Genomic DNA, 16,331 nt, shown 5'->3' with positions numbered 1-16,331 from the left:
GTGGAGTCTGTACGAGAAGCCGTAGTCATGGCCCGTGCGGATGAAACAGGCCAAAAACAAATGGTGGCGTACTACGTTGCCGGGCAAGAGCTCGGAGCCAGCGAGCTGAGAAGTGAGTTGGGCCGGGAGCTGCCAAGCTATATGGTGCCATCGTACTTTGTACAGCTGGAGCAGATGCCTCTGAGTCCAAACGGTAAAATCGATCGCAAGGCACTGCCAGCACCGGAAGGCAGCCTGCAAAGCGGAGCGGACTATGTCGCACCGCGGACGTGGGTGGAAGCGAAGCTGGCGCAAATTTGGCAGGACGTGCTGGGTTTGGCACAGGTGGGCGTGAAGGAAAACTTCTTCGAGATTGGCGGACATTCGCTGCGGGCGACGACGCTGGCCTCGAAGATTCACAAGGAGCTAAACAAGCCGCTCCCACTGCGCAGTATTTTTGAAGCACCAACAATTGAACAACTGGCAGCCGTTCTGGAAGGTCTGGATCAAGTGGCGTACGCGTCCATTCCGGTGACAGAAGTCCGTGCCTTCTATCCGTTATCCTCGGCGCAAAAACGACTGTATGTACTGCATCAGTTCGATCCGAACGATGTGAGCTACAACATGCCGTCGGTGCTGCAAGTGAGTGGTCCGCTGGACGTGAAACGAGTGGAAGACGTGTTCCGTCAACTGATCGCCCGCCATGCGACCTTGCGTACCCGCTTTGAACTGGTGGACAGTGAGCCGATGCAATGGATTGAGGACACTGTACCATTCGAGGTGGATTATACGAAGGTACAGGCAGAAGGTGCAGCTACGGATACGGACACGATGGCTAGCAAGGAATTACAGGAATGGGTGCGGAGCTTTGTCCGTCCGTTCGATCTGCAATCTGCGCCGCTGCTGCGGGTAGGCTTGGTGGACCTGGGCGTACAAGGACACGAGCAAGAATCCCAGCATCTGCTGATGCTCGACATGCACCATATCGTCTCGGATGGTGTGTCCATGGGTGTGCTGACCGATGAATTTGTTCGCTTGTATGGTGGTGAAGAGCTATCACCATTGCGGATTCAGTACAAAGACTATGCGGTATGGCAGCAAAGCGAAGCCCATCAGGAGTGGATGCAGCGTCAGGAAGCGTACTGGCTTGACACCTTCCGGGGTGAACTGCCTGTACTGGATCTGCCAACCGACTTTGCCCGTCCGGCCGTGCGGAGTACGACAGGGGATACCGTGGTATTCGGATTGGAGCATGAAGTCAGCGAACGCCTGAAAGAACTGGCGGCGCACACAGGCTCGACGCTGTATATGGTGCTGCTCGCGGCTTACACAGCGCTGCTGCATCAATACACCGGGCAAGAGGACATCGTGGTCGGGACACCGATTGCGGGAAGACCACATGCCGATCTGGAACCGATCCTCGGAATGTTCGTTGGCACCTTGGCCCTGCGTAACTATCCGACTTCGGAGCAAACGTTCCGCAGCTACGTGGAAGATGTGAAAGCCCGTGCGCTGCAAGCCTACGAACATCAGGACTATCCGTTTGAAGAACTGGTGGAAAAGCTGAATGTGAAGCGGGATATGAGCCGCAATCCACTGTTCGATACGATGTTTACGCTGCAGAACACCGAGGAAGGCGAGCTGAAACTGGCAGACCTGAGCTTCCGTCCATATGGCATGGAGCAGACCCCGGCGAAGTTCGACCTGACGCTGGAAGCCAGCGAGGAAGAAGCAGGCATTCAGTTCGGATTGCAGTATGCGACAGCGCTGTACCAACGGGAAACCGTGGAACGGATGACACGACATTTCATTCGTTTGGCCGAAGCAGTGGCGACGAACCCGGATGCGAAGCTGGGTGAACTGGAACTGATTACGGCGGAAGAAACCGAGCGGATTCTGAAGGTGTTCAACGATCCGAATGCGCATAGCGTGCGTGATGCTGAACACGGACAGGTGCAAGGTCGTTCGCTCAGCGAACGGTTTGAAGAGCAAGCGAAGCGCAACCCTGAGCGGGTAGCAGTGGTGTTCGAGGACACGGTGCTGACCTACGCCGAGCTAAACGAGCAGGCGAACCGATTGGCCCGTGTGTTACGGGCGGAAGGGGTAGAAGCGGATCAACCGGTAGGCATATTGCTGGAGCGTTCTGCGGATATCCTGGTGAGCATCCTCGGGATACTGAAAGCCGGAGGCGCGTATGTGCCGATGGACTCGCTGTATCCGCAGGAACGCATTCACTACATGCTCCAAGACAGCGGAGCGAAGGTCGTGATTACGTCCAAAGCTGCCGTGGGCCAAAGCAACAGCCTGCAAACGCCAGTAACCGAAAATGCTGGTGTAACGGTGAATGCTTCACCAGCGACCATCACAGGTGCAGAAGATACAATCGCCAATCCGGCGCTCATCTTGCCAGCCACCGTACGTGCTGTAGCTCTGGATGACGAGGTTGTCCAAGCACAACTGGACGGGCAGGATGCGAGCAATCTGATCCCTGTAGCCGGCCCGCACAACCTGGCCTATATGATTTACACGTCAGGTACAACTGGCCAGCCGAAAGGGGTCATGATCGAGCAACATAGCGTCAGTAATCTGGTGGATGCTTTATCCGAGCGGGTATACAGCCGCTATGGGCAGCCGCTTCACGTCGCATGGCTGTCGGCGTATGTATTTGACGCTTCGGTGCAGCAAATCTTTGCCAGCCTGCTGTTAGGCCATACTTTGCATGTGGTATCCCGTGACGTAAGCCTGAACGGGGAGCAATTGATCGCCTACTATCGTACGCACCGGATTGACCTGTCGGATGGCACACCAGCGCATCTGCATATCTTGAACGAGAGCGTCAATGTGACCGAAGCGCCGGAAGTGAAGCACTACCTGATCGGTGGCGAAGCGTTACCTGTACCACTGGTTCACGGGTTCCTGCACAGGTGGTCCGGGTACCGCCCAGTGATTACCAACGTGTATGGCCCGACCGAAACGACGGTAGATGCGACCGCCTATACGATGGAAGACGTGGAAGATTTGAACGTGCTGCTGGAAAAAGGTGCACATACGGTATCCATTGGAACGCCGCTGGCGAACCAGTCCGTGTACATCTTGAACACACAACAACAGCTGGTGCCGATCGGTATCGCGGGCGAGTTATATATCGGTGGTGCAGGTGTGGGACGCGGTTATCTAAATCTGCCGGAACTGACGGCAGAGAAGTTCATCCCGAATCCGTTTGCCCAACCGGAAGCGGAACAAGCAGCAAAACCTCACGCCAACCGGATGTATCGGACGGGTGATCTGGCGAGATGGTTACCGGACGGCAGTATCGAGTATCTGGGCCGGATCGACCATCAGGTGAAAATCCGGGGGTACCGGATCGAGCTGGGCGAGGTGGAAGCGCAGCTGCTGACCGTGGACGGCATTCAGGAAGCCGTGGTCACCGCATGGGAAAACGAAGACGGGCACAAGGACCTGTGTGCCTATCTCGTAGCCTCAGCGCCGCTGAGTCTGCCGGAGCTGCGGAACGCATTGCAGCCGAAGCTGCCGGGCTACATGATCCCGACGTATGTTGTACAACTGGATCGTTTCCCGCTGACGCCAAGTGGAAAAATCGACCGCAAAGCGTTGCCTGTGCCGGAAGCACGCCTCGAAGGAGGCATGGAGTACGTTGCGCCGCGGACGCCGTTGGAAGAACAGCTTGTGCGTATCTGGCAAAGCGTGCTGAATCATCCGCAGATTGGAATTACGGATAACTTCTTTGAAGTGGGGGGACACTCTCTGCGCGCTACAACACTGGTGGCGAAAATCCATCAGGAGCTGCATCACAAGCTGGCGCTACGAGATATTTTCCAATATCCGACGATTGAGCAATTGGTACAGGTGATGGGTGAACAGACACAGCAAACGTATGCATCCATACCTGTTGTGGAGGAGCGCGCATATTATCCAGTTTCCTCGGCGCAAAAACGGATGTATGTGCTAAGTCATCTGGAAGGTGGAGAAGTTAGCTACAACATGCCGGGAGCTTTGATTATTGAAGGGTCCCTGGATAAAACGCGACTGGAGCAAGCCTTCCGCCAGCTGATTGCCCGTCATGAAACCCTGCGAACCAGATTCGAAATGGTGGATGGCGAGGTTGTTCAACGGATTGATAAAAACGTCGAATTCCACGTCGAGCATGTGCAGGCAAGCGAAGAAGAGACACAGCAGTACGTACTGGATTTTGTACGCGCTTTTGATCTCGCACAAGCGCCGTTGCTGCGGGTTCAGTTGGTGGAAAACGGACCGCAACGGTACGTTATGCTCTATGACATGCACCATATTATTTCGGACGGCGTGACTGCAGGAATTATCGTGCAGGAGTTCTCTCAATTGTATGAAGGTAAGGAACTGCCGCCACTTCGCATCCAGTACAAGGACTATGCCGTTTGGCAGCACGCAGATATGCAAAGTGACCGTCTTCGTGAGCAAGAAAATTACTGGCTGAAAACAATGGCTGGTGAAATTCCGGCGCTGGATATGCCAACGGATTTTGCAAGACCAGCCGTACAGCGTCTGGAAGGAGCTCGATTGGATTTTGCGATCAGCCTGGAGGACAGCGAGCAGTTGAAACAGCTGGCCGCGCAAACTGGCTCCACCTTGTACATGGTGATGCTGGCAGCGTATAGCACGCTCTTGCATAAATATTCAGGGCAGGAAGACATGATCGTCGGAACGCCAATTGCCGGAAGACCACATGCGGAACTGGGGAGCCTGGTAGGCGTATTCCTCAACACGCTGGCAATCCGTAATTATCCGTCTGGCGACAAAACGTTCCTTGATTACCTGCAAGAGGTCAAAGAGCACGCGCTCAGTGCTTATGAGCATCAGGACTATCCTTTTGAAGAGCTGGTTGAAAAGCTGAATTTAACGCGGGATACGAGCCGGAATGCACTGTTTGACACGATGTTTGAGTTGAAAACATTTGAGCAGCAGGAGTTCCAACTGGAAGGTCTGACCTTTAAGCCGTATCCGACGGACAATAATACTGCCAAATTTGATCTGACCCTGGATGCAGTGGAGCAGCCGGAAGGTATTCTGTGCAGTCTGGAATACAGCACGGCGCTGTACAAGCCAGAGACCATCGCACGATTGGCAAAGCATTTTACCGAACTTGTTCGTGCCATTACACTTCATCCGCAGCAGCCACTGGCAGCTTTGGAAATGGTAACCGTCGAGGAAAAAGCACAAATCATCTACGGTTTTGGAGATGTGGGAGTATCGGATGTTGCTGCTGTTGAAGCAGGAGCCCTGTTCCATGCCTTTGTGGAAGAACAGGCACAGCTTGTACCGGATCACGTGGCGGTTGTGTACGAGGAGCAACAACTTACGTACCGCAAACTGAACGAGCGTGCGAACCAGCTGGCTCGTAAATTACGGAGTGAGGGCATTGGACGCGAGTCGACTGTCGGCATCTTAAGCGAACGCTCGGTGGACATGCTGGTGGGTGTGCTGGCGGTATGGAAGGCTGGAGGCGCGTATGTGCCGCTGGATGCGGACTATCCGTCTGAGCGTATTCGTTTCATGCTGGAGGATAGCGGCGCGACGGTACTGCTGACCCAAACAGGCTTGCAGGAGCGTGCGCAGGTATGGCTGGATGAAAGCAAGGTCACATCCGAAATAGCAACTGGAATGCGTTTGCAGACTGTACTGGCGCTGGACGATGAGTCGCTGTACACCGGGGATACCACGGATGTCGAACACATCAACGAGCCGCAGGATTTGGCGTATGTGATCTACACGTCCGGTACAACAGGACGTCCGAAGGGTGTCATGATCGAGCATCGCAGTCTGGTGAATACGGCTGCGGCGTATCGCCGGGATTACCGTCTGAACCAGTTCCCGGTACGCTTGCTGCAACTGGCGAGCTTCTCCTTCGACGTATTCGTCGGCGATATGGCACGGGCGCTCTATAACGGCGGAACGATGGTCATCTGTCCGAAGGACGACCGGATTGATCCAAGTCGTCTGTATGGTTGGATTCGCAATTATCAAATTACGGTGTTCGAATCGACTCCGGCCCTGATCGTACCGTTTATGCAGCATGTGCATGAGCATGGACTGGATATGAGCAGTCTGGAATTGCTGATCACCAGCTCGGACAGCTGCAGCGTGACGGATTACCGGGTGCTGCAAGAACGGTTTGGTGCAGACATTCGCATCATTAACAGCTACGGCGTGACGGAAGCGGCGATTGACTCCAGCTTCTACGACGAAGAGCTGTCAAAGCTGCCAAGCAGCGGCAGTGTGCCGATTGGTCAGGCGTGGCTGAACGCACGGTTTTACATCGTGGACAGCCAGCTGAATCCGGTGCCTATCGGCGTACTGGGCGAGCTATGCATCGGCGGTGCCGGGGTGGCACGGGGATACCTGAACCGTGAAGACTTGACGGCCGAAAAATTCGTAGCGAATCCGTATGTACCGGGTGAACGACTGTATCGCACAGGTGACTTGGCGCGGTGGATGCCGGACGGCAATGTGGACTTTATCGGCCGGATGGACTATCAGGTCAAAATCCGGGGATATCGGATCGAGCTGGGCGAGATTGAAACGGCGATCCAGCGGGTGGCGGGTGTGCGTCAAGCCGTAGTGATCGACCGGACGGATGAGCGTGGACACAAGTATTTGTGTGGATACATCACCGGAGAATCAGAGCTGCGGATCGAGGAGGTACAGGCCCAGCTGGAAGCAGGGCTGCCAGCACATATGGTACCTGCACGCTTGATGCGTTTGGACACATTACCACTGACCAGCAACGGCAAAATCGACCGCAAAGCGCTGCCGGAGCCGGAAGGAAGCATCCATACAGGTGCAGCCTATGTGGCACCGCGTACCACGGTCGAGCAGGTATTGGCTTCGGTATGGGCCGGGGTGCTGGGAGTCGAAGCGGTAGGAACGCAGGATAACTTCTTTGAACTGGGCGGCGATTCGATCAAGGCCTTGCAAGTATCGTCCCGATTGCTGCAAGCAGGCTACCGATTGGATATGAAGGACCTGTTCAGTCATCCAACGGTATCGGCATTGGCGCTGAGAGTCCAATCTGTTACAAGATTGGCGGATCAGAGCGAAGTAGTCGGCGATGTGAAGCTGACACCCGTTCAACAATGGTTCTTTGAGCAAAATCTGACGGAAGCTCATCATCATAACCAGTCCATCATGCTGTACAGCAAGGATGGTTTCGATGAAGCGGCATTGCGTAAGGCGATGGATCAGATTGTCAGCCATCACGATGCGCTACGCACTATTTTCCGTCATACCGATCACGGATACGAAGCATGGAACCGCGCGATTGGTGAGGGTGAGCTGTATACGCTGGAACGGACGGACTTCAGAAATGAGGCTGAGGTGTCTGCGGCTATCGAAGCCAAAGCGAATGAAATTCAAGCGGGGGTTGATCTAAGCGAAGGACCGCTGGTGAAGCTGGGGCTGTTCAGCAGCAGTGACGGAGATCATTTGCTGATTGCTATTCATCACTTAGTGGTGGACGGAGTATCCTGGCGCATCTTGTTCGAAGATATTACGACAGCCTATGAGCAAGCATTGAACGGACAAGCGATTCGTCTTCCGCACAAAACGGATTCGTTCCGCACTTGGGCTGGTGAACAGTCTCAATATGCGAACGGTGCGTCAGTAGCAGCAGAACTCGCGTTCTGGCAGGAAATTGAACAGGGAATTTATGAGTCGCTTCCAAAAGACCAGCCACAGCCCTATTCCTTGAATAGGGACAGCGAGATCATTACTGCCACGTGGACAGGTCAGGAAACGGAGCAGCTGTTAAAACAGGCGCACCGTGCCTACAACACGGATATGAACGATTTGCTGCTTACCGCATTAGGAATGGCTATTCATCGCTGGGCGGGCATCGAACGAGTGCTTGTCAACCTGGAAGGTCATGGACGAGAGTCCATCTTGCCAGAGTTGGATATTACTCGCACCGTTGGCTGGTTTACGACTCAATTCCCGGTTGTGCTGGATATGAGCGTGGGGCAAGACCTTTCACATCGAATCAAAAATGTGAAAGAAGGGCTGCGTCGCATTCCGCAAAAGGGCATCGGCTACGGTATTTTAAGATACCTGTCCGCAGCACGTGAGCAGGAACGCTTTGTAACCGAACCGGAAATCAGCTTTAACTATTTGGGGCAATTTGATCAAGATTTGCAAAATCAATCGATTGGCGTATCTCCTTACTCAAGCGGTGCAGAGCTTAGCGCACATGCGGCAAGATCGTATGCGCTGGACATTAACGGGCTGATTTCAGAAGGCGAACTGCAATTGACGATCAGCTACAGCAACAAGGAATACCGCCGTGAAACGATGGAGCAACTAGCCAAAGGATTCAGAACCAGCTTGCAGGAAATCATTACGCATTGCACAGGACGCAAACAGCAGGAACTGACTCCAAGCGATGTAATGCTTAAAAATGTAACCATGGCTGAACTGGATCAATTGGTAGAACAAACCCGTAACATTGGCGAGCTGGAAAATGTATATGCGTTGACGCCGATGCAAAAAGGTATGCTGTTCCATAGTCTGATGGATACAGAGTCAGGAGCTTATTTTGAACAAACGACATTTGATCTGCGTGGACACTTCCAAGTGGATGTTTTCCAAGACAGTTTGAATCATTTGGCGCAGCGGCATGAGATTTTTAGAGCTAATTTCTACAGCGGTTGGCAAGATGAGCCCGTGCAGGTCATTTTCCGCCAGAAGGATATTGGTTTCAGATGTGAAGACCTGCGTCATTTGGATGATGTGGAGCGAAGCGCATATGTGAAGGAATTTATTCGCAAAGACAAGGCAACCGGCTTCGATTTATCTCGGGATGCGTTGATGCGCGTGGCGATTTTGCGGACAGGTGACGAGGACTACCATTTCGTATGGAGCTCTCATCACATTTTGATGGACGGCTGGTGTGTGGCACTGGTGACGGATGAGGTTTTTGAGGCTTATTTTGCAGCCGTGGAGCATAGAGACCCACAGCTTGCCCCGGTTTCACCATACAGTCAGTATATCGAGTGGCTTGAAGCACAGGATTTAGGGGCTGCGACGGAATACTGGAACCGTTATTTGTTCGGCTATGATCAACAAACTTCGATTCCGACCGGAAAAGTAGTAGGGGCCAAAGCCGAAGGTGCGCAATTCGAGCATGTGCTGTGCGATCTGGGCAAAGACTTGACGGGCCGCATCGAAATCATTGCCAAGCAGCACCACGTGACCACGAATACATTGCTGCAAACGGTATGGGGCTTGCTGCTTCACAAGTACAACGGCAGTGACGACGCTGTTTTTGGCAGCGTAGTGTCTGGTCGTCCGGCTGATATTCCGGGCATCGAAAATATGGTGGGCTTGTTCATTAACACCATTCCGGTACGTATCCGCAGTGGAGCTGGGGAAACAGTTGCCGACATGATAAGAGTGAATCAGAAGCAAGCGCTGGCTTCTCAAGCTTATGAAACGTATCCGCTATATGAAATTCAAGCCTTGACCGAGCAGAAGCAAGACCTGATCAACCACATTATGGTGTTCGAAAACTATCCGGTGGAACAACAGGTCGAGCAGCTTGGCGAAGGTGCAGAGTCGGATTTTGAAATAAGCAATGCAGGTATGGTTGAACAAACCAACTATGACTTCAATCTGGTCGTCATTCCGCAGGAAGCGATGAAAATCCGATTTGAATACAATGCGAAGCTATATGATCGTAAAGCTGTTGAACGGACTCAGGGCCATCTGGTGCAGCTGCTGGAGCAAGTGGCGGCGAATCCGAACATACGGGTGCAAGAGCTGGATATTTTAAGCGAGCAGGAGCGCGAGCAAATTCTGGGCGTATGGGGAGATACAGCGGCCGAGTATCCAAGCGAGCAGACCATTCATGGCTTGTTCGAGACGCAAACAGCGCAGACGCCGGACCAGGCAGCGTTGTTCTTCGAAGGAGAGCAGTTGACCTATCGCGAGCTGAATGAACGTGCGAATCGATTAGCTCGTACCTTGCGCAGTCAAGGCGTGACGAAGGATCGTTTGGTGGGTCTGATGACCGAGCGTTCGGTGGACATGATCGTGGGCATCTTCGGGATTTTGAAAGCCGGGGGCGCATATGTGCCAATTGACCCGACGTATCCAGAAGAGCGTATTCGCTACATGCTGGACGACTCGGGTACGAAGCTGCTGTTAACGCAAAGCCATCTGGTGGACAAAGCAGCTTTCGAGGGCCATGTGCTGGTGCTGGATGGGGCACAGGGTGTGTATCACGAGGATGGTTCCAATCTGGAGCCGTTGTCCGGTCCGAACGATCTGGCCTATGTCATTTATACGTCAGGAACCACGGGTCAACCGAAGGGAGTTATGCTGGAGCATCAGGGGCTGTGCAATCTGAAAACGTATTTTGATCAGGTGCTCCGGATCAGCACGTCGGATCATGCGTTGCTGTTCGCCAGCTATTCGTTTGATGCGGCTTGCTGGGAAATTTTCCAGGCGCTGTTCTGCGGAGCCACGTTGTATGTGCCAACGTCAGAGACGATTTTGGACTATGAGAGATTCGAGCATTACATGACAGAGTATCAGATTACGGCGGCGACGTTACCACCGACCTATGCGGTATATCTGGAGCCGGAACGGATGCCAAACCTGCGCATTCTGGTCACTGCGGGTTCAGCCACTTCAATAGAGCTGATCTACAAGTGGAAGAATCGGGTAGCATACTACAATGCTTACGGTCCAACGGAAAACTCGGTAGCGACGTCGGCATGGTCGGTATCCGAGGATGAAAGAGCAGGACAGATGATTTCGATCGGACGTCCTATGCCGAATCACCGGATATACATGGTGGATGTGCATGGACATCTGGCGCCTGTGGGCGTAGCGGGTGAGTTGTGCGTATCTGGTCCGGGTCTGGCACGTGGCTATCTGGATCGTCCAGAAATGACGGCTGAGAAATTTGTACCGAATCCGTTTGCAGGTGGCGAAGCAGGCTATGAACGGATGTACCGTACAGGTGACTTGGCGAGATGGATGCCGGATGGCAACATCGAATATTTGGGCCGGATCGACCATCAGGTGAAAATCCGGGGGTACCGGATTGAGCTGGGCGAGGTTGAGGCACAAATGCTGAAAGTAGAAGACGTGCAAGAGGTCATCGTACTGGCACAAGCGGACGAGCAGGGGCAAAATCAACTGGTCGCCTACTATGTTGCTGAACGGGAAGTGAGCGCAGGTGAGCTGCGCAGCTTCCTGGGCGAGGAGCTTCCAAACTATATGGTACCCACATATTTGGTACAGCTGGAGCACATGCCACTGACACCAAACGGTAAAATCGACCGTAAGGCACTGCCAGCACCGGAAGGCAGCCTGCAAAGCGGAGCGGACTATGTCGCACCGCGGACGTGGGTGGAAGCGAAGCTGGCGCAAATTTGGCAGGACGTGCTGGGTTTGGCACAGGTGGGCGTGAAGGAAAACTTCTTCGAGATTGGCGGACATTCGCTGCGGGCGACGACGCTGGCCTCGAAGATTCACAAGGAGCTAAACAAGCCGCTCCCACTGCGCAGTATTTTTGAAGCGCCAACGATTGAACAGTTGGCGGCGGTCATCGAAAATCTGGATCAAGTGGCGTACGCGTCCATTCCGGTGACGGAAGAACGCGGCTTCTACCCACTGTCCTCAGCGCAAAAGCGACTGTATGTGCTGCATCAGTTCGATGTGAATGATGTGAACTACAACATGCCGTCGGTGCTGCAAGTGAGCGGCCCGCTGGACGTGAAACGAGTGGAAGACGTGTTCCGTCAACTGATTGCCCGCCATGCGACCCTACGTACCCGCTTTGAACTGGTCGACAGTGAGCCGATGCAATGGATTGAGGACATCGTGCCGTTCAAGGTAGAATATGCGAAGGTACAGGCAGAGGGGTCGACTATTACGGATACGGACACGATGGTCAGCAAGGAAACGCAAGAGCTGGTGCGGCGCTTTGTCCGTCCGTTCGATCTGCAAGCTGCGCCGCTGCTGCGGGTAGGCTTGGTGGACCTGGGCGTACAAGGACACGAGCAAGAATCCCAGCATTTGCTCATGCTCGACATGCACCACATCGTCTCGGATGGCGTGTCCATGGGGGTACTGACCGATGAATTTGTCCGCTTGTATGGTGGTGAAGAGCTATCACCATTGCGGATTCAGTACAAAGACTATGCGGTATGGCAGCAAAGCGAAGCCCATCAGGAGTGGATGCAGCGTCAGGAAGCGTACTGGCTCGACACCTTCCGGGGTGAGCTGCCTGTGCTGGATCTACCCACGGACTTTGCCCGTCCGGCGGTACGAAGTACGGCAGGGGATACGGTCGTATTCGGATTGAAGCGTGAAGTCAGCGAACGCCTGAAAGAACTGGCGGCGCAAACAGGCTCCACACTGTATATGGTGCTGCTGGCGGCGTATACCTCGCTCTTACATCAATACAGCGGCCAAGAGGACATTGTAGTCGGCACGCCGATTGCGGGAAGACCACATGCGGATCTGGAACCGATCCTCGGAATGTTCGTCGGCACGTTGGCCCTGCGGAACTATCCGACTTCGGAGCATACCTTCCGCAGCTACGTGGAAGAAGTGAAAGTTCGTGCCCTGCAAGCCTACGAACATCAGGACTATCCGTTTGAAGAACTGGTGGAAAAGCTGAATGTAAAGCGGGATATGAGCCGCAATCCACTGTTCGATACGATGTTTACGCTGCAAACTACTGAGGAAGGCGAACTGCAGCTGGCAGACCTGAGCTTCCATCCATACGGTTTGGAACAAACGCCAGCCAAGTTTGATTTGACGCTGGAAGCCAGAGAGGAAGAGACAGGCATTCAGTTCGGATTGCAGTATGCAACCGCGCTGTATCAACGGGAAACCGTAGAACGGATGACACGTCACTTCATTCGTTTGGCCGAAGCCGTGGCAGCGAATCCGGATGCGAAGCTGGGTGAGCTGGAGCTGATAACGGCGGAAGAAACCGAGCGGATTCTGAAGGTGTTCAACGATCCGAACGCGCATAGCGTGCGTGTAGGAGGACAAGGTCGTGCGCTCAGCGAACGCTTTGAAGAGCAAGCGAAGCGTAGCCCTGAGCGGGTAGCAGTCGTGTCTGGGGACACGGCGCTGACCTACGCTGAGCTGAACGAGCAAGCAAACCGATTGGCCCGTGTGTTACGGGTGAAAGGGGTCGAAGCAGATCAACCGGTAGGCGTATTACTGGAACGTTCTGCGGATATCCTGGTGTGCATTATGGGGGTACTTAAGGCCGGAGGCGCGTATGTGCCGATGGATATCATGTATCCGCAGGAACGCATTGACTACATGCTTCAAGACAGTGGGGCAAAGGTCGTGATTACAAGCAGAGTCGCGAATCTCTCGCTCAGCCTGCCATCCACAGTACAGACTGTGGTCCTTGATGACGAGGACGTTCAGGCTCAGCTGAACGGACAGGATGCGAGCAATCTGATGCCTGTCGCCGGCCCGCATAACCTGGCCTATATGATTTACACGTCAGGTACAACCGGCCAGCCGAAAGGCGTCATGATCGAGCAGGGCAGTGTCAGCAATCTGGTAGATGCTTTATCCGAGCGGGTATACAGCCACTATGAGCAGCCGCTTCACGTTGCATGGCTGTCGGCGTTTGTATTTGACGCTTCGGTGAAGCAAATCTTTGCCAGCTTGTTATTAGGCCACACCTTGCATGTGGTATCCCGGGACGTAAGCCTGAGCGGGGAGCATTTGATCGCTTACTACCGCATGCACCGGATCGACCTGACGGACGGCACACCTGCGCATCTGCATATTTTGAACGAAAGCGTCAACGTGACGGAAGCGCCGGAAGTGAAGCACTACCTGATCGGCGGCGAAGCATTACCTGTGCAGCTGGTAAACGTGTTCCTGCACAAGTGGGCCGGGTACCGCCCGGTGATTACCAACGTGTATGGTCCGACCGAAACGACGGTAGATGCGACAACTTATACGATCGAAGATGTGGAAGCCTTGAACGTGCTGCTGGAAAAAGGTGAGCACACGGTATCCATCGGAACGCCGATAGCGAACCAGTCCGTGTACATCTTGAACACCCGACAACAGTTGGTGCCGATCGGTATCGCAGGAGAGCTCTATATCGGGGGTGCAGGTGTAGGACGAGGGTATCTGAATCTGCCGGAACTGACGGCAGAGAAGTTCATCTCGAATCCGTTCGCTGATGCGGCAGCAGCCGATCAAGCGGACAGCACTCACGCAAACCGCATGTACCGGACGGGCGACCTGGCACGGTGGCTGCCGGATGGCAGCATCGAGTATTTGGGTCGGATCGACCACCAGGTAAAAATTCGGGGGTATCGGATCGAGCTGGGCGAGGTGGAAGCACAGCTGCTGACTGTGGACGGCATTCAGAAAGCTGTGGTCACTGCATGGGAAAACGAAGATGGACACAAGGATCTATGTGCCTACATCGTAGCCACAGCACCGCTGAGTCTGCCGGAGCTGCGCAACGCGCTGCAGCCGAAGCTGCCGGACTACATGATTCCGACGTATGTTGTACAACTGGATCGCTTCCAGCTGACCCCAAGCGGAAAAATCGACCGCAAGGCGTTGCCTGCGCCGGAAGCACGCCTCGAAGGAGGCCTGGAGTACGTTGCGCCGCGGACGCCGCTGGAAGCCAAGCTTGCTCAAATCTGGCAGGATGTATTGAAGCTGTCCAGCGTAGGAGTCACCGACTCATTCTTCGACATGGGTGGACACTCCCTGCGGGCAACAACGCTGGTGGCCAAAATCCATCAGGAACTGGACAGCCGGATTACACTTCGTGAGGTGTTCCAACACATTACGATTGAGCAGCAAGCCCAGCTCATAGCTACGCACGGCACAGACACCTATACGGTGATCCCTGCAGTGGCGAAACAGGCCTACTACCCGGTTTCCTCGGCTCAAAAACGGCTGTATATTTTGAGCCATCTGGAAGGTGGGGATGTCAGCTACAACATGCCGGGTGTGTTAACGGTGGAAGGTCCGCTCCAGGCAGATCGACTGGAGGCTGCGTTCCGTCAGTTAATTGACCGTCATGAAACGTTGCGGACTTCCTTTGAAATGGTGGAAGGCGAGGTCGTTCAGCGGGTTTACGATCAGGTTGAATTTGCAGTAGAACGTCTGCAGGTCAGTGAATCCGAAGCCGAAGCGTATATCGAGTCATTTGTACGCAGCTTTGATCTTCGACATGCACCGCTGCTGCGTGTTCGTCTCATTCAAACCGGACCAGGGCGCCACCTTTTGATGTACGACATGCACCATATTATTTCGGATGGTGCATCGTCTGACAATATCGTGCAGGAACTGGTACAGCTGTACGAGGAGCAAGAATTGGAGCCGTTGCAAATTCAGTACAAGGACTTTGCCGTGTGGCAGCAGCAGGAAATGCAGCGTGAGTCATACCAACGCCGGGAACATTTCTGGCTGGAGCATTTAGCCGGAGAATTACCAGTACTGGATCTGCCGATTGCTTATCCAAGACCTGCTGTTCGCAGCTTCGAGGGAGCACTGTATGAATTTACAGTTGACCCGAATGTATCCGAGCAGCTGCACCGAATTGTGGCTCAGACCGGAAGTACGCTGTACATGGTACTTTTGAGTGCTTACACCGTTCTATTATCCAAATACAGTGGTCAGGACGATTTGATTATCGGTACTCCGGTAGCAGGCCGCCTGCTGCCTGAGCTGGAGCCACTTATCGGAATGTTCGTCAATACGCTAGCCATCCGGCATCAGCCGAAGGGCAGCCAAACATTCCACAGCTACTTGCTGGAAGTCAGAGATCGTACGCTGCAAGCCTTCGAGCATCAGGATTATCCACTTGAAGAGTTGGTGGAAAAGCTGGATGTAGCACGGGATGCAAGCCGTAATCCGTTGTTTGACACCATGTTTGTACTGCAAAATACAGAGTCGCAGGAAGCGAAGCTTGAGACCCTGTCCTTCAGTCCATATGTTCAGGAGCATAGCATCTCCAAATTTGATTTGACCTTGTCCATGAGCGATGAAGACGGGGTAATCAAGGGTTCCTTTGAATATTGCACAAAGCTGTTTGGAACAGACGCTATTGAACGATTAACCGAAGATTTGATAGCGATTCTGTCACAGGTTGGGGAAAACCCAGATCTGCTGTTAAGCGATATTCAGGTGACCTCCGACGACAAGCCGGAAGGTTTCTCACCGGATTCCATCGACTTTGTTTTCTAAATCAGTTTTCTAAAATGCAATGATTTCACTTTGCGTGTGCAGAGGGCGGCGGCTTGTCCGACTGCCCTTGCCTGCAAAGTATTATTTTTCCGACACAA

1 protein-coding gene is annotated in these 16,331 nt (G+C 53.7%); it reads left to right on the top strand.

The annotated features are described in order from the left end of the window. The coding region (locus E0698_RS23050) for an amino acid adenylation domain-containing protein (protein ID WP_192513027.1) at positions 1-16,233 on the top strand (16,233 nt) is incomplete at its 5' end. Between the last annotated feature and the right edge of the window lie 98 nt (positions 16,234-16,331).

It is taken from the genome of Paenibacillus sp. 23TSA30-6 (assembly GCF_014858585.1).
Lineage (GTDB): Bacteria > Bacillota > Bacilli > Paenibacillales > Paenibacillaceae > Paenibacillus.
This window is presented reverse-complemented; position numbering and strand designations above follow the sequence as displayed.